Source organism: Streptomyces sp. NBC_00503 (assembly GCF_036346895.1).
Classification (GTDB): Bacteria; Actinomycetota; Actinomycetes; order Streptomycetales; family Streptomycetaceae; genus Streptomyces.
In genome coordinates, this window is sequence record NZ_CP107855.1 from 6,236,230 (window position 1) to 6,261,760 (window position 25,531).

Here is a 25,531-nt window from a genome sequence, read left to right on the forward strand (position 1 = left end):
TGCTCGGCTCCTAGAGCCAGGTGCCGAACTTCTTGATGTACACGGTCTTGAGCAGCTGCGTGAGCGTGCAGTACGCCAGCAGTACGCCGATCAGCCACGGGAAGTAGCTCGCCGGCAGGGCCACGAAGCCCAGCGATTCGGCCAGCGGCGAGAAGGGCAGGTAGAGCCCGGTCAGCACCGCGAGGACGGTCATCACCATCACCGGCCAGGAGGCGCGGGACTGGATGAAGGGGATCTTGCGGGTACGGATCATGTGGACGATCAGGGTCTGCGAGAGCAGGCCCTCGATGAACCAGCCGGACTGGAACAGCGCCTGGCTCGCCTCGCTGTTGGCCGCGAAGACGTTCCACATGATGACGAACATCGCGATGTCGAAGATCGAGCTGATCGGGCCGATGCAGAGCATGAAGCGGCCGATGCCCTTGGCGTCCCAGTTGCGGGGCTTGCGCAGGTACTCCTCGTCCATCCGGTCCCAGGGCGTGGCCAGCTGGGCGATGTCGTAGACCAGGTTCTGGACCAGCAGCATGATCGCCAGCATCGGCTGGAACGGGATGAAGGCGCTCGCGACCAGTACGGAGAAGACGTTGCCGAAGTTGGAACTGGCCGTCATCTTGATGTACTTGATCGTGTTGCCGAAGGTGGTCCGGCCCTGGATCACGCCCTGCTCCAGGACGGTCAAGTCCTTCTCCAGCAGGATGATGTCGGCCGATTCCTTGGCGATGTCCACGGCGGTGTCCACGGAGATGCCGACGTCCGCGTCGCGCAGGGCCGCCGCGTCGTTGATGCCGTCCCCGAGGAAGCCGACCGTGTGGCCGTCGGCCTGCAGGGCCCGCACGATCCGGGCCTTCTGGACCGGGTTGACCTTGGCGAAGACGGTCGTACGGGCGGCCAGCGCGCGCAGCTCCGCGTCGTCGAGGGTGTCGATCTCGGTGCCGCTGACCACGTGGCCGACGGTGAGGCCCACGTCGGCGCAGACCCGGGCGGCGACGAGCTCGTTGTCGCCGGTGACCACCTTGACCGCGATGCCCTTGTCGGCCAGGCCCTGCAGGGCCCGGGCGGCGTCGGCCTTCGGCGGGTCGAGGAAGGCGAGGAAGCCGACCAGGGTCAGCTGGTCCTCGTCGGCGACCGTGTAGGTGTCGCGCGGGCTGCTCATCGTGCGGGTGGCGACGGCCAGGACGCGCAGGCCCTTGCGGTTGTTCTCCTCGGCGATGAGGGTGGCGCGGCGGCGCAGCTCCTCGGTCAGTTCGACCTTGCGGCCGCGGTCGGTCATGTGGGTGCACAGGGCGAGGACTTCCTCGACGGCGCCCTTGGTGATCATGACGTGCTCGGGGCGGCCGGCCAGGCCGACGATGCTGTTGCGGTTGAGGACCACGGACATCCGGCGCCGGGCGAAGTCGAAGGGGATCTCGTCGACCATCGAGAACCGTGCGTCGACGACAACCTCCTCGGCCTCGCCCACGCGGTCGATGACCGCCTGGTCCATCAGGTTCTTCAGACCGGTCTGGAAGTGCGAGTTGAGGTAGCCGTACTCCAGGACCTCGTTGTCGTCCTCGCCGTGCACGTCCAGGTAGCGGTCCAGGACGATCCGGTCCTCGGTGAGGGTGCCGGTCTTGTCCGTGCACAGCACGTCCATGGCGCCGAGGTTCTGGATCGCGTTGAGCCGCTTGACGACCACCTTGCGCTTGGACATCGCCACGGCGCCGCGGGCCAGGTTGGCCGAGACCACCATCGGCAGCATCTCGGGCGTCAGGCCGACCGCCACGGCGATGCCGAGGAGGAAGGCGGCCTCCCAGTCGCCCTTGGTGAGGCCGTTGATCATGAAGACGACGGGGACCATCACCAACATGAAGCGGATCAGCAGGAAGCTGACCCGGCGCACACCGGTGTCGAAGTTGGTCTCGGGGCGCTCGCCGACCAGGGAGCCGGCCATCGAGCCGAAGTAGGTGTCGTCGCCGGTGGCGACGACGACTCCGGTGGCGGTGCCGGAGGTCACCGAAGTGCCCATCAGGCAGATGTTGTCGGCCTCGACGGGGTCCGTCGTGTCGTGCTGGCCGAGGTCCTGCGCACGGGTGTCGGCCTTGGCCACCGGCAGGGACTCGCCGGACAGCGAGGCCTGGCTGACCATGAGGTCCTTGGAGGTGATGAGCCGCAGGTCGGCCGGGATCAGGTCGCCGGCGGCCAGCTTGACCATGTCACCGGGGACCACCTGGTCCATCGGGATCTCGAAGGTGGTGGGGCCCGAGCCGCTGCCGGCCCGGCGCTGCACCGCGCAGGTGGTGGTGACGAGCTGCTTGAGAGCGTCGGCGGCGCGGCCCGAGCGGTATTCCTGCCAGAAGCGCAGCAGGCCGCTGATCCCGACCATCACGGAGAGGATGATCACGCCCGGGTCGCCCGGGTCCTGCCAGTACATGACGGCGGCGAGGAAGACCAGGACGCCGATGAAGGGATTCCAGTACGCCTTCGCGAGCTGGACGAACCACAGGGGCGTGCGCTCCTGGGCGACGACGTTGGCGCCGTGGCGCTCCAGGCGCAGCGCGGCTTCGGAGTGGGTGAGGCCGGCCGCGGAAGCGTCGACTTCCTGCAGGACCTGGACGCCGGGCCGGGCGCTGACCTCGACGAGTCGTTCGCCGACGGTACGGGTGCGGGCCTCCAGCTCGGCGGCCTTGCGCTCGCGGCGGGCCTTGCCCGGGGGTGCGAGCTTCGTGGGGGTACGGGGGGTGAGCATGGTCATGGCGAATCCTCCCTCCACGGTGTCCGGGCAGCGCGAAGCCGCCCGGTCACGTGGAGTGATCATGGGTCGGCGCGGCAGGGCACGTACGGCCTCGGGGCACGCCGATGGGCATGGATGACGCACGCCGGACCGAAGGTCGGCATGCGGAAGGGGCTGCGGGTTACGAAGATGAATGCAGAGACACACGGAGGCGGCGAAGGGCCGCGGCCGTGCACGCTCGAAGAGAGATCAGCGGGTCAGGAGGGCAGAACGGGTCTGGACGCCTCGGGATCAGCTGAAGAGAGCGCTGCAAGGACTTCGATCGGGACTCATCCCGAACACCTCCTTGCGTAGCGCTGTCATGACAGAGGGCGCCCGATCCGGCCGGAAAGGCCGTAGAAGATCGGCGCCTCAGCGACCGTAACACGATGCCTATGGATATTTCTCTCGTACTTATGACCGGTAGTGGCCGATTCGTTCTGCGTCGGCCTCTTGACGTCGCGAGGACCAAAGGCTCGACTTAAGGTTCACAAGTTGGAGAGACGCCGGGGTCTCAGGGCACACAGCCGTGAAGGCGCCCGGCCGGGGGGCGACGGCTTGCCGTTGCTTATGGGCAGGAGTGGATGAGTCGTGCAGACTCCCGGATCGCAGTCTTCACTGCATCGCGCGAATCTGGAGCGCGTCGTACGGGCGGTGCGGCTCGCGGGTTCGCTGACCCAGGCGGAGATCGCCCGGACCACCGGACTGTCGGCGGCCACGGTCTCCAACATCGTGCGCGAGCTCAAGGAGGCCGGGACCGTAGAGGTCACGGACACCTCGGCGGGCGGCCGCCGGGCGCGCAGCGTCTCGCTCAGCGGTGACGCCGGCATCGTGATCGGGGTCGACTTCGGCCACACCCATCTGAGGGTGGCCGTGGGCAACCTGGCCCACCAGGTGCTGGCCGAGGAATCCGAGCCGCTGGACGTGGACGCCTCCTGGGTGGACGGCTTCGACCGGGCCGAGGCCCTGGTCGGACGGCTGATCGCGGGGATCGGGGTCGGCCTGGACAAGGTCATCGGCGTCGGGCTCGGTGTCCCGGGCCCCATCGACGTGGAATCCGGAACCCTCGGCTCCACCGCGATCCTGCCGGGCTGGGCCGGGATCAACCCCCGCCAGGAGCTCTCGCAGCGCCTCGGCGTGCCCGTGTACGTGGACAACGACGCGAACCTCGGAGCGCTCGGTGAACTCGTTTGGGGGAGTGGCCGGGGAGTGAAGGATCTGGCGTACATCAAGGTCGCCAGCGGGGTCGGCGCAGGGCTGGTGATCAACGGTCAGATCTACCGCGGACCGGGTGGCACGGCCGGCGAGATCGGGCACATCACGCTGGATGAATCGGGCCCGGTCTGCCGCTGCGGCAACCGCGGATGCCTGGAGACCTTCGCCGCCGCCCGGTACGTGCTGCCGCTCCTGCAGAGCAGCCACGGACCGGAGTTGACGATGGAGCGGGTGGTCGAGCTGGCCCGGGGCGGGGACCCGGGCTGCCGCCGGGTCATCACCGACGTCGGCCGCCACATCGGCAGCGGCGTGGCCAGTCTGTGCAACCTCCTGAACCCGAGCCGGGTGGTCCTGGGAGGCTCGCTCGCGGACGCCGGGGAGCTGGTCCTGGCCCCCATCCGCGAATCGGTCGGAAGGTACGCGATCCCGAGCGCGGCGAGGCAATTGTCCGTGCTCACAGGGTCGCTGGGCGGGCGTGCCGAGGTGCTGGGGGCCCTGGCCCTGGTGCTGAGCGAGATGGGCGATTCGACGCTTTTGGCGGAAAATGTAAGTGGAGTGCGAGCACCAGCCGTCTTGTCTTCAGTTAGATAACGGATGGCACCGTTGTCATCTCGTTAAGGATTCACTCCTTGACGGCAAACTTGCGGCCGGGGTTGACTCACATCCACCTCGGCCGCAGTGTTGCGGCCTCGTCAGGGAGGTTCAAGTAATGAACACGCAGATGCGCAGAGCCGCCGTAGCTGTTGCCGCCGGTGCGATGGCCGTCTCGCTGGCCGCTTGTGGCAGTGCGAAGGAGTCCGGGAACAAGGCGGACGCCACCAACACCGTCAAGGGCAACGCGATCAAGGTCGGTCTGCTCCTGCCGGAGAACCAGACCGCGCGTTACGAGAAGTTCGACAAGCCGCTCATCGAGAAGGCCGTCAAGGACCTCACCGCGGGCAAGGGCGAGGTCGTCTACGCCAACGCCAAGCAGGACGCGACCACCCAGAACTCGCAGATCGACACGATGATCACCAACAAGGTGAACGTGCTGATCATCGACGCGGTGGACTCCAAGGCCATCGCGGGCTCGGTCAAGAAGGCCAAGGACGCGGGCATCCCCGTCGTCGCCTACGACCGACTGGCCGAGGGCCCGATCGACGCCTACACCTCCTTCGACAACGAAGAGGTCGGCAAGGTCCAGGGCAAGGCGCTCCTGGAGGCCCTGGGCGACAAGGCCAAGGACGGCCAGATCGTCATGATGAACGGCTCCGTCACCGACCCGAACGCCGCGCTGTTCAAGAAGGGCGCGCACTCCGTCCTCGACGGCAAGGTGAACATCGGCAAGGAGTACGACACCGTCGAGTGGAAGCCGGAGAACGCCAACACCAACATGGCGGCCGCGCTCACCGCGCTCGGCAAGGACAAGGTCGTCGGCGTCTACTCCGCCAACGACGGCATGGCCGGCGGCATCATCACCGCCCTCAAGGCGGCCGGCGTCTCCCCCCTGCCCCCGGTCACCGGCCAGGACGCCGAACTCGCCGGTGTGCAGCGGATCGTGGCGGGCGAGCAGTTCATGAGCGTCTACAAGCCGTACGCCCCCGAGGCCGAGGCCGCCGCGAAGATGGCCGTCGCCCTCGCCAAGGGTGACTCGATCGCCACCACGGCCACCGCCAAGGTCGACAGCCCCACCACCAAGGGCGTTCCGTCCCTGCTGATCCCGGTCGTCTCGCTGACCAAGGCGAACGTGAAGGACACCGTCATCCGTGACAACGTCTACACGGCCGACGAGATCTGCACCGACAAGTACGCGGCCGCCTGCGCCACCCTCGGCCTGAAGTAAGGCCCCGCCGCTCGGCGTCGTCCGAGCCGGCCCCCATTCCTGTCCGGCGTTCCCGCCTCCATCCCGCCACCGGCGGGACGCCGGACAGAATCGTTTCTCCTCTTGATGGTTTCCCCAAATACCCCCGTGGTCCTGCTCTTTTGCACGACATCCCCGCCGGTCAGGCGGCAAGGAGATGGTTCATGTGTCCGCTGCGCCCGTACTGGCGTTGCGAGGGGTCTCGAAGCGGTTCGGCGCCGTTCAGGCCCTCACCGACGTAGAACTCGAGATCCACTCCGGCGAGGTGGTCGCCCTCGTCGGCGACAACGGCGCCGGTAAGTCCACGCTGGTCAAGACGATCGCCGGCGTGCACCCCATCGATGACGGAGTCATCGAGTGGGAGGGCCGCCCGGTTTCGATCACCAAGCCCCACGACGCCCAGAACCTGGGCATCGCGACGGTCTACCAGGACCTCGCGCTGTGCGACAACATCGATGTCGTCGGCAACCTCTTCCTCGGCCGCGAGCTCAAGAGGCGCGGCATCCTCGACGAGGTGGAGATGGAGCGGCGCGCCCGCGAGCTCCTGACCACCCTGTCGATCCGGATCCCCAGTGTCCGCATCCCCATCGCCTCGCTCTCCGGCGGCCAGCGCCAGACCGTGGCGATCGCCCGCTCCATGCTGGGCGAGCCCCAGCTCGTCATCCTCGACGAGCCCACCGCGGCCCTCGGCGTCGAGCAGACCGCACAGGTCCTCGACCTGGTGGAGCGGCTGCGCGAGCGCGGCCACGCCGTCATCCTCATCAGCCACAACATGGCCGATGTGAAGGCCGTCGCCGACAAGGTGGCGGTACTGCGGCTGGGCCGCAACAACGGAGTCTTCTCCGTGAAGGACACGTCGCAGGAAGAGATCATCTCCGCCATCACCGGGGCCACGGACAACGCCGTGACCCGCCGGGCGGCCCGCACCGGGGAGGCCCGCAAGTGAGCACCCACAAGCATGCCGCCGGTCCACTGGGCAAGGGCCCGGCAGGCCAGGCGCAGCACATCGACCCGGTGAACCCGGCCGCCGCGCACGACGCCATCCCGGCCGTGGACCCCCGCCTCCTCGTACGAGAGCAGGGCTTCTCCGGGTACCTGAGCGAGTTCGGCCGCAAGCTCAAGTCCGGCGACCTGGGCTCCGTGCCCGTCGTCCTCGGCCTGATCATCATCTGGAGCATCTTCCAGAGCCTGAACTCGAACTTCCTCGGCCCCGAGAACCTCACCAACATCGCGATCACGATGACGGCCACCGGAATGATGGCCGTCGGCATCATCTTCGTGCTGCTGCTCGGCGAGATCGACCTCTCGGTCGGTTCCGTCAGCGGGGTCTCCGGCGCGATAGTCGCGGTCCTGGCCGTCACCCACGGGGTCAACGAATGGCTCGCCATCGGCGCGGCCGTCGCCGGAGGCGCCCTGATCGGCTCCCTCCACGGCTTCTTCTTCGCCAAGATCGGCGCCCCGGCCTTCGCCGTCACCCTTTCGGGCCTGCTGTTCTGGTCCGGCGCGATGCTGCAGATCCTCGGCAGCAACGGCACGGTCAACATCGACTCCGAGGGCGTGGTCGGCAAGCTGACCACGTACTTCTTCTCGGACGTGGCCGTCGGCTACGGGCTCGCCGCCCTCGCCGTGGCCGGGTACTTCCTCGCCACGTTCTTCGACGCCCGCCGCCGCGAGGCCGCAGGCGTCCCCTCCCGCCCGCTCGGCGAGATCCTGCTGCGCACCGGGCTCCTCGCGGTGTTCACCTTCGGCCCCGCGATCGTGTTCAACCAGTACAAGGGCCTGCCGCTCGCGGTGGTGCTCTTCCTGCTGGCCCTGGTCGCCACGGACTTCGTCCTGCGGCGCACCACCTTCGGCCGCCAGGTCTTCGCGCTCGGCGGCAGCGTCGAGGCCTCCCGGCGCGCCGGCATCAACGTCAACCGGGTCCGGATCACGGTCTTCGCGATCGCCGGCACCTTCGCGGCGATCGGCGGCCTCTTCTGGGCCTCCAAGATCGCGGCGGCCAACCAGAGCGCCGGCGCGGGCGACCTCCTGATGAACGTCATCGCGGCGGCCGTCATCGGCGGCACCAGCCTCTTCGGCGGCCGCGGCCGGACCTGGAACGCGCTCCTCGGCGTCATGGTCATCACGTCCATCCAGTACGGTCTGGCCCTGGAGGGAATCGCGACGCCGATCCAGTACATGATCACCGGCGCCGTGCTGCTCTCCACCGTGGTGATCGACTCGGTCACCCGAAAGACGCAGAAGACGGCAGGACGCGCCTGACCGGCCGGGCGGTGGGAACCGCCCGGCCGTCCCGGCGGTAAGAACCGTCACAGTGCCCGGTGCCACTTCGAGTGGCGCCGGGCACCTGTGCGTATGTATGTACGTACATCTGTACGGGTATACCCCCGTTTGGTGGGTGTGACTTCGTGGCGGGGTGTACAGGTATGACAAAGGTGTGACCCGACCGGGACCGCCCGATGATGCCCGCCGCGAGCGGAACATTAGACTCGACAGACCAGCAAGCAACTGCAAGGAGGCACGGGTGCTGCTGACCCGCATCAAGGGACCGCGCGATCTGGACCGGCTCAGCCAGGAGGAGCTCGACCAGCTCGCCGCCGAGATCAGGTCCTTCCTCGTCGACGCCGTCTCCAAGACCGGCGGGCACCTCGGCCCCAACCTCGGTGTGGTCGAGCTGACGATCGCCCTGCACCGGGTCTTCGACTCGCCCAAGGACAAGGTCCTCTTCGACACCGGCCACCAGGCCTACGTCCACAAGCTGCTCACCGGCCGCCAGGACTTCGCCGGCCTGCGCACCAAGGGCGGCCTCTCCGGCTACCCCTCGCGCGCCGAGTCCGAGCACGACGTGATCGAGAACTCGCACGCCTCCACCGTGCTGGGCTGGGCCGACGGCATCGCCAAGGCCAACGAGGTGCTCGGCAAGGAGGACCACCACGTCGCCGCCGTCATCGGCGACGGAGCCCTCACCGGCGGTATGGCCTGGGAGGCGCTGAACAACATCGCCGCCGCCAAGGACCGCCCCCTGGTGATCGTCGTCAACGACAACGAGCGCTCGTACGGCCCCACCATCGGCGGCCTCGCCAACCACCTGGCCACCCTGCGCACCACGGACGGCTACGAGCGCTTCCTGGCCCGCGGCAAGGACATCCTGGAGCGCACCCCGGTCGTCGGGAAGCCGCTCTACGAGACCCTGCACGGCGCCAAGAAGGGCCTCAAGGACTTCATCGCCCCGCAGGGCATGTTCGAGGACCTGGGCCTGAAGTACATCGGGCCCATCGACGGCCACGACATCGAGGCCCTGGAATCCGCCCTGCAGCGCGCCAAGCGCTTCAGCGGACCGGTCATCGTGCACTGCCTCACCCAGAAGGGCCGGGGCTACGAGCCGGCCGTCCAGGACGAGGCGGACCGCTTCCACGCGGTCGGCGTGATCCACCCGGACACCGGCCTGCCGGTCACCACCGACGCCGCCAGCTGGACCTCCGTCTTCGCCGACGAGATGGTCAAGCTCGGCCGGGACCGCAAGGACATCGTCGCGATCACCGCGGCCATGCTCCAGCCGGTCGGCCTGAAGAAGTTCGCCGACGCCTACCCGGACCGGATCTTCGACGTCGGCATCGCCGAGCAGCACGGCGCCACCTCGGCGGCGGGCCTGGCCACCGGCGGCGCCCACCCGGTCTTCGCGGTGTACGCGACCTTCCTCAACCGCGCCTTCGACCAGGTCCTGATGGACGTGGCCCTGCACAAGTGCGGTGTCACCTTCGTCCTGGACCGGGCCGGTGTCACCGGCACCGACGGTGCCTCCCACAACGGCATGTGGGACATGTCCATCCTCCAGGTCGTCCCCGGCCTGCGCCTCGCCGCCCCGCGCGACGCGGAGCAGCTGCGCGCCCAGCTGAACGAGGCCGTCCTGGTCAAGGACGCGCCGACCGTCGTGCGCTTCTCCAAGGGCGTCGTCGGCCCGGCCGTTCCGGCCGTCGGCAAGATCGGCGGCATGGACCTGCTGCGCGTCCCGGGCCCCGAGGTCACCCGTCCGGACGTACTGCTCGTCTCGGTCGGCGCACTGGCCCCGATGTGCCTGGAGATCGCCGACCTCCTCGACAAGCAGGGGATCTCCACGACCGTGGTCGACCCCCGCTGGGTCAAGCCGGTCGACGAGGCCCTGGCCCCGCTGGCCGACCGCCACCGGGTGGTCGTCACCGTCGAGGACAACAGCCGCGCCGGCGGCGTGGGCTCCGCGGTCTCGCAGGCCCTGCGGGACGCGGGCGTGGACGTACCGCTGCGCGACTTCGGCATCCCGCAGAGGTTCCTGGACCACGCCACGCGCAAGGAGGTCATGGCCGAGATCGGTCTGACCGCCCCCGACATCGCGCGGCAGGTCACCGGCCTGGTGGCCAAGCTGGACGGGCGCTACGAGAGCGAGACGGCCGCCACCGTCGACTGATCGCTGGGGTTGCACGCGACGGGCCGGGAGGTTCACCCTTGAAGGGTGGCCCACCCGGCCCTTTCGCTACGCCCACCGTTCGGAGGTGCGTCGGTGAGTTCGGATCTGAACAGCCCCTTCCGTACCAAGTCGGTCGAGCAGTCCATCCTCGACACGCAAGAGCCGGAACACGCGCTCAAGAAGTCGCTCTCCGCCTGGGACCTGACCGTCTTCGGCGTCGGCGTCATCATCGGCACCGGCATCTTCGTCCTGACGGGCAAGGTCGCCAAGGAGAGTGCCGGACCCGCCACCGCCCTCGCGTTCGTGGCCGCCGGCGTGGTGTGCGCCCTGGCCGCCCTCTGCTACGCCGAGTTCGCCTCGACCGTGCCGGTCGCCGGATCCGCGTACACCTTCTCGTACGCCTCGATCGGCGAACTGCCCGCCTGGATCATCGGCTGGGACCTGGTGCTGGAGTTCGCGCTCGGCACCGCGGTGGTCGCCGTCGGCTGGTCGGGCTACGTCCGCTCCCTGATGGACAACGCCGGCATCCACCTGCCGGCCGCCCTCCAGGGACCCGACGTACCGGGCGGCACCTTCGACCTGCTCGCCTTCGTCCTGGTCCTGGTCCTCACGGCGATCCTCGTCGTCGGGGTGAAGCTGTCGGCGCGGATCACCGCGGTGGTCGTCGCGATCAAGGTCACGGTGGTGCTCATCGTGATCATCGCCGGTGCGTTCTTCATCAACAGCGCCAACTACCACCCCTTCATCCCCCCGGCGGAGCCCCAGTCCGGCGGCTCCGGGCTGAACGCCCCGCTCGTCCAGCTGCTCTTCGGCTACGAGCCCACCAACTTCGGGGTCATGGGCATCTTCACCGCGGCCTCCGTGGTCTTCTTCGCCTTCATCGGCTTCGACGTGGTGGCCACCGCCGCCGAGGAGACCAAGCTGCCGCAGAGGGACATGCCGCGCGGCATCCTCGGCTCGCTGGTCATCTGCACCGTGCTCTACGTGGCGGTCTCGATCGTGGTCACCGGCATGCAGAACTACCGGGAGCTGTCCACCAGCGCCCCACTGGCCGACGCCTTCAAATCCGCCGGCCATCCGGTCTACGGAGGCATCATCAGCTTCGGCGCCGCCGTGGGTCTGACCACCGTGTGCATGATCCTGCTGCTCGGCCAGACCAGGGTGTTCTTCGCGATGAGCCGCGACGGACTGCTGCCGCGGTTCTTCTCGCGGACCCACCCCAAGTTCCGTACGCCGTACCGGCCGACGATCCTGCTCGGCGGGATCATCGCGGTCGTCGCCGGATTCACCAGCATCAACGAACTGGCGACCCTGGTGAACATCGGCACGCTCTTCGCCTTCGTGGTCGTGGCCCTCGGCGTGATGGTCCTGCGCCGTACCCGGCCCGACCTGCACCGGTCCTTCCGTACCCCGTGGGTGCCGCTGGTGCCCGTCCTGTCGATCGCCGCTTCGGTCTGGCTGATGCTCAACCTGCCGGCCGAGACCTGGCTGCGGTTCGGGATCTGGATGGTGATCGGCTTCTTCGTCTACTTCCTGTACGGGAAGAAGCACAGCCGGCTCGGGCGGGGCGAGGGCATGACGGCGAACCCGGCACGCGAGGGGCGCTGAGCGTCTCCTACTGTGGGGCCGTGGAGATCAACATAGCCCTGGAGCCCTGGGCGGAAGACGACTTCTGGCTACTGCTGCGCAAGAACGAGCCCGCCATGACGGAGCACCTCGGCGGCCCGGAAACCGAGGCCAAGCTCGAGGACCGGCACCGGCGTTACCTGGCCATGAGCGCCCGGGACCCGGCGGCCGGACGGATGTTCCGGGTCGTCGCCGACGGCGAGAGCGTGGGCAGCGTCGGCTTCTGGGAGCGGGTCCGGGAGGGCGAGGAGGTCTACGAGGCCGGCTGGGGGATCCTCCCCGAGTTCCAGGGCCGGGGGCTCGCGGCCCGGGCCGCGCGTGCGCTCATCGCCCATGCCGGCGTCCATGGAAACCGCCGTCACCTGCACGCCTTCCCCTCCGTCGACCACCCGGCCTCCGCCGCGGTCTGCCGAGCGGCCGGCTTCGTACTCCTGGGCGAGGTCCGGTTCGAGTACCCGCCGGGGCAGTGGCACGCGAGCGGGGACTGGCGCGCGGTGCTCGGCGGATCGGACGCCTGACGGCTCACCTGACGGCTTACCTGACGGCTCACCTGACGGCTCAGCCGCCGCTCGCGGGGGACTTCTTGGCCGCGGCCGGGATCGGCTGGTCGCCCCGCAGGGCCTCCCACAACTGGTCCGCCTGCGGCTGTGCGACGACGACGCGGTTGCGGTCCACCTTGTCGTAGTCGACCGGCATCATGATCGTCTCCATGGTGTCCGGGTCCACGCCCTTCATGCTCTGGGCGAAGTCGGCCAGGCCCTTGAGGGAGCCGAGTTCGGAGTCGGTGGTCAGCGACTTGGTGCCGGCGTCGGCGAGCTTGTAGAGCCGGGCCGGGTTGCCGAAGGCGTCCTGCTTCTTTATCTCGGCCAGCATCGCCATCATGAACTGCTGCTGCAGGCCTATGCGTCCGAGGTCGCTGCCGTCACCGTAGCCGTAGCGCGTGCGCACGAACTTGAGCGAGTCCGTGCCGTTCAGGCGGTGCGGGCCGACGTCCAGGTTCAGGTCGTCCTTCCCGCCGCTGATCGGCTTCTGGAGCGTGACCGTCACTCCGCCGAGCGCGTCCACCAGCTCCTTGAATCCGGCGAAGTCCACCTCGACGAAGTGGTCGACGCGGATGCCCGACATCTGCTCGACGGTCTTGACCACACAGGCCGGACCCGCGATGGAGTAGACGGAGTTGAACATGACCCGGTTCTCGGTCCTGACCGTCCTGCCGTCCTGGTCCTTGCACTCGGGCCGGGTGACGAGGGTGTCGCGGGGGATGCTCACCGCGGTGGCCTTCTTGTTGCCCTCCGGAATGTGCACGACTATCGCGGTGTCCGAGCGGGCTCCGGTGACATCGTCGTGGTCGAGTTCGGCGTTGGCCCCGGCGCGCGAGTCCGAGCCGAGGACCAGGATGTTCTGCGCGTTGGGGGCGACCTTCGCCGGACGGTTGTCGGTGCCTATCGCCTGGTCCAGGTCGACGCTGTCGATGTTGTCGTTGAGGTGGCTGTACGCCCACCAGCCGGCGCCGCCGACCACGAGGACGAAGGCCAGCAGCGCCACCGATACGGCAATGAACGCCCGCTTCCTGCGGCTTGCTCTGCGGGTGGCCGTGCGGGGGAGCGGGGGTGCGTCCGTTGCCTCAGTCATGCCGTAGGTGTCCTCTGGTCCCGTGGGTCGGCGGTCGTAACACCGGGGGTCACTATAGGCAAACGTGAACGTCGAACGGGAGTGCTCTCGGCGTGCTCGCGAACACCGTGTGAAGGCGCGCGGTGTACAGCGGAGCCGGAAACGACGACTGCCCGTCCGCGGAGATTCCACGGACGGGCAGTCAGGAACGTCGAACCGGTGCGACGAAGGGTCAGACCGGGACGCTGGCCAGGCCCGGGGCCAGGAACGTCTTGCCGTTCACGCGCTCCGAGACACCCTCGCGGTCCAGGTACGGCGTGACGCCGCCCAGGTGGAAGGGCCAGCCGGCGCCCGTGATGAGGCAGAGGTCGATGTCCTGGGCCTCGGCCACGACACCCTCCTCCAGCATCAGGCCGATCTCCTGCGCCACCGCGTCCAGGACGCGGTCGCGGACCTGCTCCTCGGTCAGGACGACGTCGCCCTGGACGAGGAGGGCGGCGACCTCGGGGTCGAGCTCCGGCTTGAAGCCGTTCTCGGCCTTGTAGACGTAGAACCCGCGCTTGCCGGCCTTGACGACGGCGGCGAGGTTCGGCGAGACGGTGAAGCGCTCCGGGAAGGCGCGGTTCAGGGTCTCGGAGACGTGCAGACCGATCGCCGGGCCCACGAGCTCCAGCAGCACCAGCGGGGACATCGGCAGGCCGAGCGGCTCGATGGCCTTCTCGGCGGTGACCACCGGGGTGCCCTCGTCGATGACGTTCTGGATCTCGCCCATGAAGCGGGTCAGGATGCGGTTCACGACGAACGCCGGGGCGTCCTTGGTGAGGACCGCGGTCTTCTTCAGCTTGCGCGCGACGCCGAAGGCCGTGGCCAGCGAGGCGTCGTCGGTCTGCTCGCCGCGGACGATCTCCAGCAGCGGGAGGATCGCGACCGGGTTGAAGAAGTGGAAGCCGACCACGCGCTCCGGGTGCTGGAGCTTGGAGGCCATCTCCGACACCGACAGCGAGGAGGTGTTGGTGGCGAGGATCGCGTGCGCCGGGGCGACCGCCTCGACCTCCGCGAACACCTTCTGCTTGACCGACATCTCCTCGAACACGGCCTCGATGATGAAGTCCGCGTCCGCGAAGCCCTCGGCCTTGTCCAGGACGCCCGTCACCAGGGCGGTCAGGCGGTTGGCCTTGTCCTGGTTGATGCGGCCCTTGCCGAGCAGCTTCTCGATCTCGGCGTGGACGTAGCCCACGCCCTTGTCCACGCGCTCCTGGTCGATGTCGGTGAGGACCACCGGCACCTCCAGGCGGCGCAGGAACAGCAGCGCCAGCTGCGAGGCCATCAGGCCCGCGCCGACGACGCCGACCTTGGTGACCGGACGGGCCAGGGCCTTGTCCGGGGCACCGGCCGGGCGCTTGGCGCGCTTCTGGACCAGATTGAAGGCGTAGATGCCGGAGCGCAGTTCGCCGCCCATGATGAGGTCGGCCAGGGCCGCGTCCTCGGCGTCGAAGCCCTTCTGCAGGTCGCCGTCCTTGGCCGCCTCGATGATCTCCAGCGCGCGGTAGGCGGCCGGGGCCGCACCGTGCACCTTGGAGTCGGCGATGGCGCGGCCGCGGGCTACCGCCGCGTCCCAGGCGTCACCGCGGTCGATCTCGTCGCGGACGACCGCCGTGGTGCCGTTCAGCACGCCGGCGGTCCACAGGAGCGACTGCTCCAGGAAGTCGGCACCCTCGAACAGCGCGTCGGCGATGCCGAGTTCGAAGACCTGCTTGCCCCCCAGCTGGCGGTTCTGGTTCAGCGAGTTCTCGATGATCACCGAGACCGCGCGGTCCGCGCCGATCAGGTTCGGCAGCAGGGCGCAGCCGCCCCAGCCGGGAACCAGGCCGAGGAAGACCTCGGGCAGGGAGAAGGCCGGGATGGCCTTGGAGACGGTGCGGTAGGTGCAGTGCAGACCGACCTCGACACCGCCGCCCATCGCCGCGCCGTTGTAGTACGCGAAGGTGGGGACGGCCAGCGCCGCGAGGCGCTTGAAGACGTCGTGGCCGCCCTTGCCGATGGCGAGCGCCTCGTCGTGCTTCTTCAGCAGCTCGACACCCTTGAGGTCGGCGCCGACCGCGAAGATGAACGGCTTGCCGGTGATGCCCGCGCCGACGATGGAGCCCGCGAGGGCCTCCTGCTCGACCTGGTCGATCGCCGCGTTCAGGTTGGCGAGGGACTGCGGGCCGAAGGTGGTCGGCTTGGTGTGGTCCAGGCCGTTGTCCAGCGTGACGAGCGCGAAGCGCCCGGCGCCGAACGGCAGGTCCAGGTGGCGTACGTGCGCCTGGGTGACGACCTCGTCCGGGAACAGCTCGGCCGCGCCCTTCAGGAGCTCAGTGGTGGTGCTCACTTGGACTCTCCCTCGGTGAAGTGCGGGTTCTCCCAGATGACCGTGGCGCCCATGCCGAAGCCGACGCACATGGTGGTCAGGCCGTAGCGGACCTCGGGCTGCTCCTCGAACTGACGGGCCAGCTGGGTCATCAGGCGCACGCCCGAGGAGGCGAGCGGGTGGCCGAAGGCGATGGCGCCGCCGTACTGGTTGACGCGGGCGTCGTCATCGGCGATGCCGTAGTGCTCCAGGAAGGCCAGCACCTGCACGGCGAAGGCCTCGTTGACCTCGAAGAGGCCGATGTCCTCGATCGTCAGACCGGCCTGCGCGAGGGCCTTCTCGGTGGCCGGGATCGGGCCGTAGCCCATGACCTCCGGCTCGACACCCGCGAAGGAGTACGCGACCAGGCGCATCTTGACCGGGAGGTTGTTCGCGCGGGCGAAGTCCTCGGAGGCGATGATCGCCGCGGTGGCACCGTCGTTGAGACCGGCGGCGTTGCCCGCGGTGACGTTGCCGTGGACCCGGAACGGGGTCTTGAGGCCCGCCAGGTTCTCCAGGGTGGTCCCCGGACGCATCGGCTCGTCGCTGGTGACCAGGCCCCAGCCGGTCTCGCCGGCCGCCGGGTTGGTGTTGCGCACCGAGATCGGGACCAGGTCCGCCTGGATCTTGCCGTCGGCGTACGCCTTGGCGGCCTTCTCCTGCGAGCGCACGGCGTACTCGTCGGCGCGCAGCTTGGTGATCGTCGGGTACCGGTCGTGCAGGTTCTCGGCGGTCATGCCCATGAACAGGGCGGACTCGTCGACCAGCTTCTCGGAGACGAAGCGCGGGTTGGGGTCCACGCCCTCACCCATGGGGTGGCGGCCCATGTGCTCGACACCGCCGGCGAGGGCGACGTCGTACGCACCGAAGGCCACGCCGCCCGCGACGGCGGTCACGGCGGTGAGCGCACCGGCGCACATGCGGTCGATGGAGTACCCGGGCACCGACTGCGGGAGCCCGGCGAGGATCCCGGCCGTACGGCCGAGGGTCAGCCCCTGGTCACCGATCTGCGTGGTGGCGGCGATGGCGACCTCGTCGATCTTCGCGGGGTCGAGTTCCGGGTTGCGGCGCAGCAGCTCCCGGATGGCCTTCACTACGAGATCGTCGGCGCGGGTCTCGTTGTAGATGCCCTTCGGGCCCGCCTTGCCGAACGGGGTGCGGACGCCGTCGACGAAGACGACGTCCCTGACGGTACGAGGCACGTTGGCTCTCCTCCAGGTGCGGGTGTGCACTGCTGCTGTGCGGGGGCGTGCCCATTCCTGAGCGCCCGCTCACCCGGCCCATGCTACTTGCCGGTAACCGGCATGCACACCCCCTCCCGGAGGAGCGGCGAAGGTCACACTCGCGGCACGCACCGTGTGAGCCCCCTCGCGCCCCGCCGTGCGCCCGGCCGATCGGAGCGTACGGGACTACCCGAACGGGTCGGGCGTCCGGCAGCCACGGTCGCGTCGGTGGCGCCGGACGCACACCCTTGCGGATTCTGGCCCGGTCCGGGGCGCCCGCTCCGGATGCGATCGACGGAACGGACCAGCGCGATGGCGGCACCTGTCCTGACGAACTACCACGTGGACTACACATCGACCATCCCGGCGAACGCCGGCGACCTCGTCAAGCTGTTCGTCAGGAGGCGCAACGGCACGCAGAGCGGCGATCCGAGCAGGCCCGTCCTGATGCTGCACGGCAGGAGCGTCCCGGCTCTGGCGGGCTTCGACCTGCAGTACAAGAAGTACAGCTGGGCCGAGGAGCTGGCGAAGGCCAAGTTCGACGTCTTCGTGATGGAACTCCAGGGTTCCGGGCTGTCCACCCGCCCCAGGATGGACGACCCCAAGAACGTCAGCCCCGCGCCCTCGCAGCGCAAACTCCTCGTGCCCCATCCGAACGCGAGCCCGTACACGGGCCCGGTGGACTACGCCGCCCAGCTGAACAACTCCCGGAGCGACTGGGGCGAGGTCGACAGGGTGGTCGACTTCATCCTCGACAAGACCGGAGCCTCCAAGGTCGACCTCATCGGCTGGTCGGCGGCCTCCCAGGTGTTCGGCCCCTATGCCATCCAGCATCCGGGCAAGGTCCGCAGCCTCTTCCTGCTGGCGCCGATCTTCCCGCCGCACGGCAGGGCGAGCGCGTCCGGGACCGACTTCGATGAGCCGGTGCCGCTGCCCGTGTCCACGCCGGGGTCGTTCGACTATCCGATGACCGTCGCCACGAAGGCGGGCGTGGAGTCGGCCTGGCAGAAGGACCTGAAGTGCCCCGACCAGCGCGAGCCCGGCATGCTCGACGAGGTGTGGAAGGCGATCATGGCCACCGACGCGGTCGGTGCCGGCTGGGGACCCGAGGTCGGAACCGCGTCGGCCCCGCGCGCGGAGGGCCTGAGCCGCATCCGGAACTCGTACTGGTGGGGCTGGAACTCCACCACCGTGCCCCTGCACGGGGTCCTCGGCGGGACGGTGCCCGTGTGCCTCGTGTACGGGGAGAACGACACGATCGTGAACACCGATCCGAACCTGGGCCTGCTCTACTTCTCGGTTCCCGAGCTGTACGCGAAGATCCCCGGGGCCAAGAAGCTGATGCTCCGGATCGCCTGCGCGGGACACCAGGCGCCCTGGGAGCGCGTGGCGAACGACGTGCACACCATGTCCGAGCACTGGCTCAGGTTCGGCAAGGTCGAGGGAGTGACCACCGGGAGCTACTACAGGGACAGCGACGGGGCCCTCACTCCCATGGAGTGAGGGCCCCGTCCGCGTCGTCCGGTGCCTCGGCCGGTCCCGGTCAGTCGGTCTCGGTCTCGGTCCCGGTCTCGGCCGGGGCCGAGGCCAGGGCCGCGACCAGGGCGTCCGTCACCAGTGCGACCTGCCACGGGCGGGCCCCGTAGCCGGTCAGGGCCTCGGCCACCGCGTCGGCCTCCAGCCGCAGCGGAGGCTCCCAGCACAGCCGGCGGACCGTGTCGGGGGTGATCAGGTTCTCCTGCGGCAGGTTCAGACCCTCCGCGAGCGCCGACACGGCCGTGCGGGCCGCCGCCAGCCGGGCGGCGGCCACCGGGTCCTTGTCCGCCCAGGAGCGCGGCGGCGGCGGACCGGCCGGGGTCGCGCCCGGCTGCGGCAGCTCGTTCTCGGGCAGGGCCTTCGCCCGCTCCACGGCCGCCATCCACTGGTCCAGCTGGCGCCGGCCCATGCGCTGCCCGAAGCCGGGCAGGGCGGAGAGGGCCTGCACGTTCAGCGGCAGGGCAAGGGCGGCCTCGACGATCGCCGCGTCACCGAGCACCTTGCCCGGCGAGACGTCCCGTCGCTGCGCGATCCGGTCGCGGGACTCCCACAGCTCCCGCACGACGGCCATCTGCCGGCGCCGGCGCACCTTGTGCATGCCGGACGTACGGCGCCACGGGTCCTTGCGGGGAGGTGCGGGCGGTGCGGCGGCGATGGCGTCGAACTCCTGATGGGCCCATTCCAGCTTGCCCTGCCGGTCCAGCTCCTTCTCCAGCGCGTCGCGCAGGTCCACCAGCAGCTCCACGTCCAGCGCGGCGTAGCGCAGCCACGGCTCGGGGAGCGGACGGGTCGACCAGTCGACGGCGGAGTGCCCCTTCTCCAGCGTGTAGCCGAGGACGCTCTCGACCATCGCGCCGAGTCCGACCCGCGGGAAGCCGGCGAGGCGGCCGGCCAGCTCGGTGTCGAAGAGGGAGGTGGGCGCCATGCCTATTTCGCGCAGGCACGGCAGGTCCTGGGTGGCGGCGTGCAGGATCCACTCGGTGCCGGACAGGGCCTCGCCCAGGGCGGAGAGGTCGGGACAGCCCACCGGGTCGATCAGCGCGGAGCCCGCGCCTTCGCGGCGGAGCTGTACGAGGTAGGCGCGCTGGCCGTAGCGGTAGCCGGAGGCGCGCTCGGCGTCGACCGCGACGGGGCCGGTGCCCGCGGCGAAGGCCGCGACCACCACGGCGAGCGCCTCGGCGTCGGCGACCACCGGGGGGATGCCCTCACGCGGTTCTAGCAGGGGAACGGGCAGCCCATCGGACGAAACCTCGTCGTCCGGGGGGCCGCCCCCGGTGGTGGTGCGCAGGTCTGCTGCGGTTTCTTGGGCGTCGGTCACCGGTCAAGGGTATCCGTGGATGCGGCGCGCCCGTCGCCGGAACGTTCCGGCGACGGGCGCGAGGGGGAAGTGTGGGCGTTTCCCCGGGTTTTCCGGGTGTTGGCCCGGTGTCCTCCGGGGGGTATCGGCGGGGTCAGTGGATGATCCCGGTGCGCAGGGCGACGGCGACCATCCCGGCCCGGTCGCCGGTGCCCAGCTTGCGGGCGATCCGGGCGAGGTGGGACTTGACGGTCAGGGCGGACAGGCCCATCGAGACTCCGATGGCCTTGTTGGACTGGCCCTCCGCGACGAGGCGCAGGACCTCGACCTCGCGGCCGGAGAGCTCTCGGTAGCCGCCCGGGTGGCTCGGGGCACCCGGGGGGCGGCGGTGCATACGGGCGGCGGCGGCACCGATGGGGGCGGCGCCGGGCCGCGAAGGGAGCCCGATGTTGGTCCGGGTGCCGGTGACGACGTAGCCCTTCACTCCGCCCGCGAGGGCGTTGCGTACGGCGCCGATGTCGTCGGCGGCGGACAGGGCCAGGCCGTTCGGCCACCCGGCGGCGCGGGTCTCGGAGAGCAGGGTGAGACCGGAACCGTCGGGCAGGTGTACGTCGGCCACGCAGATGTCGCGCGGGCTGCCGATGCGTGGGCGGGCCTCCGCGATGGACGACGCCTCGATCACGTCGCGTACTCCGAGGGCCCACAAATGGCGGGTCACGGTGGAACGCACGCGCGGGTCGGCCACGACGACCATGGCCGTCGGCTTGTTCGGGCGGTAGGCGGCGGCGACCAGGCTTGCGGGCTGCTCGAGAAGAACGGACACCTAGGCCTCCTGGGGGGAGTGGCGGGACGGCCGGCTCGGGGAAGAGGAGCCGGTGCGAACCGTGCGGATGGTCACTGACTCCTTCGGCACGTCACCCGCCCGGCTTTAGGGAATGATCACGATTTGGTGAGTAACAATTCGGGCAATTCGGACGCATGATCGATCATAGGGTGATCAGAAGCCCACAAGGGACGCCCCGTTCCGACACTCCGGTGCCGGTTTGATCGCATCTGCGGGGGTGCCGGACGGGCGGTGCGCGGCGGGATGCCGGGGGCCCGTACGGCCGTGTGCGTACGGCCGTACGGGCCCCGTGGAGCCCTGCGGTACTACCCCTGCGGGTGGTGCGGGCCGCGTCGCTGTGGCAGGGAGACCACACCGGTCACCGTCTCCGTCGGCCCGACCGGCGGCAGCCCCGCGATCTGGCACAGCAGTTCGCACCACGCCGCCAGGTGTGCCGAGGTGTCGGGCACCCCGCCCACGCCCTCGCGCGGCGTCCATGACGCCCTGATCTCGATCTGTGTCGCCGGACGCCGCTCTCCGAGCCCGCCGAAGTAGTGCGAAGCGGCCATGGTCACGGTCCCGCTCGCCTCCCCGTACGTCAGCCCGCGCGCGTCCAGCGCCCCCGTCAGCCAGGACCAGCACACCTCGGGGAGGAGCGGGTCCACGGCCATCTCCGGCTCCAGTTCCGCCCGTACGAGCGTCACCAGCCGGAAGGTCCCCTGCCAGGCGTCGTGCCCGGCCGGGTCGTGCAGGAGGATGAGCCGGCCGTCGGCCAGATCCTCCTCCCCGTCCACTACCGCCGCCTCCAGCGCGTAGGCGTGCGGTGCCAGTCTCTGTGGCGGCTTGGTGGGGTCGATCTCGATCCCCGCCCGTAGCCTCGCTTTCTTCAAGCCGTCGACCGCCCGCCGGAACGGGAGCGGGACGGAGCTCTCCTTCGCGCTGTCCGTACCGTCAGCGCCATCTGAAAATCGTCCCTGAGCCGCAGCCATGCGGGGAAGACTAGGCGGAACGAGCGCCCGTACGGCGCAGGGACACCCGCGCCGGGCCGGGCACTTCTTCATACGTGCGAAGATTTGAGTCGTGAGCGACAACACCCGCCCCACGGGCACGCCGAGCCAGACGTACGATTCCGCCTTCCTCAAGGCGTGCAGGCGCGAGCCGGTGCCGCACACGCCCGTGTGGTTCATGCGGCAGGCGGGACGCTCGCTCCCCGAGTACCGCAAGGTCCGCGAGGGCACGCAGATGCTGGAATCCTGCATGCGCCCCGACCTGGTCACCGAGATCACGCTCCAGCCGGTGCGCCGCCACAACGTGGACGCGGCGATCTTCTTCTCCGACATCGTGGTCCCGCTGAAGGCCATCGGCGTCGACCTGGACATCAAGCCGGGCGTCGGCCCCGTCGTCGCCCAGCCGATCCGCCGCCGCGAGGACCTCGCACAGCTGCGCGACCTCACCCCGGAGGACGTCCCGTACGTCACCGAGGCGATCGGCATGCTCACGAGTGAACTGGGCTCCACGCCGTTGATCGGTTTCGCGGGTGCGCCTTTCACCCTCGCGAGCTACCTGGTCGAGGGCGGCCCGTCCAAGAACCACGAGCACACCAAGGCCCTCATGTACGGGGACCCGGAGCTGTGGGCCGACCTGCTGGACCGCCTCGCGGAGATCACCTCCGCCTTCCTCAAGGTCCAGATCGAGGCCGGCGCCTCCGCGATCCAGCTCTTCGACTCCTGGGTCGGCGCGCTCGCCCCGGCGGACTACCGCCGCTCGGTGATGCCCGCGTCCGCCAAGGTCCTGGAGTCCGTGGCCTCGTACGGGGTCCCGCGCATCCACTTCGGCGTGGGCACCGGCGAACTCCTCGGCCTGATGGGCGAGGCCGGCGCGGACGTCATGGGCGTCGACTACCGGGTCGCGCTGAACGAAGCCGTGCACCGCGTCGGCCCCGGCAAGGCGCTCCAGGGCAACCTGGACCCGGCGGTCCTCTTCTCCACGGAGGAGGCCGTCCGCACCAAGACCGACGAGGTCCTCGCCGCCGCGGCGGGCCTGGAGGGCCACATCTTCAACCTGGGCCACGGCGTCCTCCCGACGACCCCGCCGGACGCCCTGACCCGCCTGGTGGACTACGTCCACACCCAGACGGCGGTCTAGTCGGCCCCGGCGGGGCTGGAATTGCCCGGAGGGCAATTCCAGCCCCGCCGGCGTTTGAGGCGCGGGGTCCGGGGCGGAGCCCCGGGAAGCGGCCCGCAGGACTCAGACCCCCGCCGCCCGCACCGCGGACACGGCACGGCGGGCCGCCACCAGGACCGGGTCCCAGACCGGGGAGAACGGGGGCGCGTAGCCCAGGTCCAGCGAGACCACCTGCTCCACCGTCATACCGGCCGTCAAGGCCACCGCCGCGATGTCCACCCGCTTCGCGGATCCCGCGCCGCCGACGATCTGGACGCCCAGGAGGCGGCCCGTGCGGCGTTCCGCCAGCATTTTCACCGTCATCTCCTCGGCCCCCGGGTAGTAGCCCGCCGTGTTCGTCGAGCGGATGGTGGCGGTGACGAAGCGCAGGCCGACCGCCAGCGCGTCGCGCTCGCGCAGCCCCGTACGGGCGATCTCCAGGTCGCAGACCTTGCTCACGGCCGTGCCGACGACGCCCGGGAAGGTCGCGTAGCCGCCGCCCACGCCCGAGCCGATGACCTGGCCGTGCTTGTTCGCGTGCGTGCCCAGCGCGATGTGCCGCGTGCGGCCCGCCACCAGGTCGAGGACCTCCACGCAGTCACCGCCCGACCAGATGTCCTCGTGCCCCCGCACCCGCATCGAGAGGTCGGTCAGCAGGCCGCCCGAGTCGCCCAGCGGCAGGCCCGCAGCGCGGGCCAGTTCCGTGCGCGGCTCCACTCCGATGCCCAGGACCACCACGTCCGCCGGGTACTCGTCACCGGCCGCCGTCGCCACCGCGCAGGCCCGGCCCTCCGGGTCCGTGAGGATCTTCGTCACCTCGGCGCGGGAGACCGTACGGATCCCCATCCCGTTCATCGCGCTGTGCACCAGGCCGCCCATGTCCGGGTCCAGCGTGGACATCGGCTGCTCGCCCCGGTGCAGCACGGTGACCTCGAAGCCCCGCCCGACCAGCGCCTCCGCCATCTCCACGCCGATGTAGCCCGCCCCGACCACGACCGCCCTGCGGCCCGTGGTGCGTTCCAGGGTGTCCATCAGGCCCTGCCCGTCGTCCAGGGTCTGGACGCCGTGCACCCCCGCCGCGTCGATGCCGGGCAGCCGGGGCCGGACCGGCCGGGCGCCCGTCGCCAGGACGAGCTTGTCGTACGCCGTCCAGTACTCGGCGCCCGAATCCAAGTCGCGGGCGCGCACCCGGCGCCCCGGGACGTCGAGCTCCACCACCTCCGTGCGGGTCCGCAGATCGATGTCCCGGGCGCGGTGCTCCTCGGGGGTCCGGGCGATCAGCTCGTCCCGCCCGGCCACCTGCCCGCCGATCCAGTACGGGATCCCGCACGCGGAGTACGAGGTGAAGTGCCCCCGCTCGAACGCGATGATCTCCAGCTCCGAGGGGCCCTTGAGCCGGCGGGCCTGTGACGCGGCGGACATGCCCGCCGCGTCACCCCCGATCACCACCAGCCGCTCCGTGCCGTTCGCCATGCGCCCGTACCGTCCTTCCCCGCCGCCGATGCCTGAGGGGACCACGCTACGGGCGTACGGGTGTTCAGTCCCGGACGTCCGCCGGAGGGGTCGCCCCTTCCGTGGGCTGGGCGGGGCCGCCGGCCGGGGGCCGGGGGGCCGGCCACATCGGCCCGGTCGGCGCGGGAAGCCGCCGCGCGGGAAGGTCGGGCTTCTGCTTCGCAGGCCGCCACTTGCGGTACTGCCGGAAGCAGAGCAGCAGGAACCCGCCGCTCAGCAGGAACGGGGAGGCCGCCGCGAGCGCCATCAGCAGGTACCTGATCACGGTCGCGAACACGGCCCACCCGCCGACCAGGGCGTCGAAGAAGCCCGGTTCCGGCTTCTTCGGCTCCTGGGCCGCCGGCTTCCCCGGCTCCGAGAACGTCAGCGTGATCGTGCCCAGCGAGGTCTGGTCCTTCAGCGCCGTCTGCTGCGCCATCAGCGACTCCAGATCGGACTGGCGCTTGCTGAGCTCGGCCTCCAGGGTGACGACCTCGCTGAGCCCCGAGGCCTTCTCCATCATGTCGCGCACCCGGGCCACGCTCGCCTGCTGCGTCTTGACCCGGCTGTCCACGTCCGTGACCTTCTGCGTCACGTCCTGCGCCTCGACCTTGCGGTCGAGCAGCTTTCCGCTGCCCTCCATCGCGCCGAGCACCGCGTCGAACCGCTCCCCGGGCACCCGCAGGGTCACGGTCGAGGTCACCACCCCGTCGGCACCGCGTTTGGTGGTCTCGCCGCCCACGTACCCGCCCGCGTTCTCCGCCGCCGTCCGGGCCCCGGCCGTCGCCTTCTGGGCGTCCGCCGTCTCCACGCTCAGGGTCGCCGTGCGGATGATCTGCGCGCGCACGGCCGGGGCCTGCGGCTGGCTCTTGTCGGCCGCGGAAGGGGCTGGTGCGCCCGGGGCGGCTGCGTCGGCCTTCCCCGCGGCGCCCTCCTGCCGCGGAGCCGCCGCCGGTGCCTCTTTGTCCATCGCCTTGTCGCCCGCCTCGCCGGCGCAGCCGGTGAGGGCGAGGGCCCCCGCCAGCGAGAGCGCGGCCAGGGCCGTCGCGGACCGCCGGCCGTACCACCGTGCTCCGCTCCGTCTCGCGTACTGGGTCTGCATCGTGGAGTCCCCCCGGGGAATGGGC

18 protein-coding genes are annotated in these 25,531 nt (G+C 70.1%); 9 read left to right on the top strand and 9 right to left on the bottom strand.

The annotated features are described in order from the left end of the window. Positions 1-10: 10 nt before the first annotated feature. Complete coding sequence (mgtA, locus tag OG490_RS28675) at positions 11-2,731, bottom strand: magnesium-translocating P-type ATPase (RefSeq protein ID WP_330299153.1); 2,721 nt, start codon at positions 2,729-2,731, stop codon at positions 11-13. A 609-nt stretch (positions 2,732-3,340) separates the two neighbouring features. On the opposite strand from mgtA, the gene OG490_RS28680 reads away from it, so the two are divergent. The 7 genes from OG490_RS28680 to OG490_RS28710 all read left to right on the top strand — a co-directional run bounded on the left by OG490_RS28680 (position 3,341) and on the right by OG490_RS28710 (position 12,389). Next, positions 3,341-4,555 carry an ROK family transcriptional regulator gene (locus OG490_RS28680; RefSeq protein ID WP_330299154.1) on the top strand — a complete coding sequence of 405 codons (1,215 nt, stop codon included), beginning with the start codon at positions 3,341-3,343 and terminating at the stop codon, positions 4,553-4,555. A gap of 130 nt (positions 4,556-4,685) precedes the next feature. Continuing rightward, positions 4,686-5,786, top strand: a complete 1,101-nt coding sequence (locus OG490_RS28685; protein WP_330301108.1) for a sugar ABC transporter substrate-binding protein — start codon at positions 4,686-4,688, stop codon at positions 5,784-5,786. 175 nt (positions 5,787-5,961) lie between these two features. Further along, positions 5,962-6,750: an ATP-binding cassette domain-containing protein gene (locus OG490_RS28690; RefSeq protein WP_112447331.1), complete on the top strand. Its 789-nt coding sequence runs from the start codon at positions 5,962-5,964 to the stop codon at positions 6,748-6,750. Between the two features lie 26 nt (positions 6,751-6,776). Beyond that, positions 6,777-8,066: a sugar ABC transporter permease gene (locus OG490_RS28695; RefSeq protein ID WP_443065985.1), complete on the top strand. Its 1,290-nt coding sequence runs from the start codon at positions 6,777-6,779 to the stop codon at positions 8,064-8,066. Between the two features lie 262 nt (positions 8,067-8,328). Continuing rightward, positions 8,329-10,245, top strand: coding sequence for a 1-deoxy-D-xylulose-5-phosphate synthase (gene dxs, locus OG490_RS28700; RefSeq protein WP_330299155.1), 1,917 nt, complete (start codon positions 8,329-8,331; stop codon positions 10,243-10,245). A 93-nt stretch (positions 10,246-10,338) separates the two neighbouring features. Next, on the top strand, positions 10,339-11,853 hold the full coding sequence (locus OG490_RS28705) for an amino acid permease (protein WP_330299156.1): 1,515 nt from the start codon (positions 10,339-10,341) through the stop codon (positions 11,851-11,853). 20 nt (positions 11,854-11,873) lie between these two features. Beyond that, positions 11,874-12,389 carry a GNAT family N-acetyltransferase gene (locus tag OG490_RS28710; protein ID WP_330299157.1) on the top strand — a complete coding sequence of 172 codons (516 nt, stop codon included), beginning with the start codon at positions 11,874-11,876 and terminating at the stop codon, positions 12,387-12,389. Positions 12,390-12,429: 40 nt separating this feature from the next. On the opposite strand, the gene OG490_RS28715 is transcribed toward OG490_RS28710, so the two are convergent. The 3 genes from OG490_RS28715 to OG490_RS28725 form a co-directional block, all read right to left on the bottom strand. Beyond that, positions 12,430-13,503 carry an LCP family protein gene (locus OG490_RS28715; protein WP_330299158.1) on the bottom strand — a complete coding sequence of 358 codons (1,074 nt, stop codon included), beginning with the start codon at positions 13,501-13,503 and terminating at the stop codon, positions 12,430-12,432. A gap of 211 nt (positions 13,504-13,714) precedes the next feature. Beyond that, positions 13,715-15,853: a 3-hydroxyacyl-CoA dehydrogenase NAD-binding domain-containing protein gene (locus OG490_RS28720; protein ID WP_330299159.1), complete on the bottom strand. Its 2,139-nt coding sequence runs from the start codon at positions 15,851-15,853 to the stop codon at positions 13,715-13,717. Next, positions 15,850-17,073: a thiolase family protein gene (locus OG490_RS28725; protein WP_330299160.1), complete on the bottom strand. Its 1,224-nt coding sequence runs from the start codon at positions 17,071-17,073 to the stop codon at positions 15,850-15,852. The genes OG490_RS28720 and OG490_RS28725 overlap by 4 nt, the downstream gene beginning before the upstream one ends. A gap of 333 nt (positions 17,074-17,406) precedes the next feature. Between OG490_RS28725 and OG490_RS28730 the strand changes: the two genes are divergently transcribed. Then, positions 17,407-18,597 carry an alpha/beta fold hydrolase gene (locus tag OG490_RS28730; protein WP_330299161.1) on the top strand — a complete coding sequence of 397 codons (1,191 nt, stop codon included), beginning with the start codon at positions 17,407-17,409 and terminating at the stop codon, positions 18,595-18,597. A 40-nt stretch (positions 18,598-18,637) separates the two neighbouring features. Here the strand turns inward: OG490_RS28730 and OG490_RS28735 are convergent, their stop codons facing one another. From OG490_RS28735 to OG490_RS28745, 3 genes are all read right to left on the bottom strand, one after another. Beyond that, positions 18,638-19,948 (bottom strand): ribonuclease D, encoded by a 1,311-nt coding sequence (locus tag OG490_RS28735; protein ID WP_330299162.1) that lies wholly within the window; start codon positions 19,946-19,948, stop codon positions 18,638-18,640. A gap of 133 nt (positions 19,949-20,081) precedes the next feature. Then, positions 20,082-20,750 carry a response regulator transcription factor gene (locus OG490_RS28740; RefSeq protein ID WP_330299163.1) on the bottom strand — a complete coding sequence of 223 codons (669 nt, stop codon included), beginning with the start codon at positions 20,748-20,750 and terminating at the stop codon, positions 20,082-20,084. Between the two features lie 326 nt (positions 20,751-21,076). After that, entirely contained in the window at positions 21,077-21,739 is a 663-nt protein-coding gene (locus tag OG490_RS28745; RefSeq protein WP_330299164.1) for a DUF3000 domain-containing protein, read from the bottom strand. A 91-nt stretch (positions 21,740-21,830) separates the two neighbouring features. On the opposite strand from OG490_RS28745, the gene hemE reads away from it, so the two are divergent. Next, positions 21,831-22,895 carry a uroporphyrinogen decarboxylase gene (hemE, locus tag OG490_RS28750; RefSeq protein ID WP_330299165.1) on the top strand — a complete coding sequence of 355 codons (1,065 nt, stop codon included), beginning with the start codon at positions 21,831-21,833 and terminating at the stop codon, positions 22,893-22,895. 102 nt (positions 22,896-22,997) lie between these two features. Here hemE and OG490_RS28755 read toward each other — a convergent pair whose 3' ends face one another. Both OG490_RS28755 and OG490_RS28760 read right to left on the bottom strand, forming a co-directional pair. Further along, complete coding sequence (locus OG490_RS28755; protein WP_330299166.1) at positions 22,998-24,386, bottom strand: FAD-dependent oxidoreductase; 1,389 nt, start codon at positions 24,384-24,386, stop codon at positions 22,998-23,000. Positions 24,387-24,450: 64 nt separating this feature from the next. Continuing rightward, positions 24,451-25,506, bottom strand: a complete 1,056-nt coding sequence (locus OG490_RS28760; protein WP_330299167.1) for a DUF4349 domain-containing protein — start codon at positions 25,504-25,506, stop codon at positions 24,451-24,453. Between the last annotated feature and the right edge of the window lie 25 nt (positions 25,507-25,531).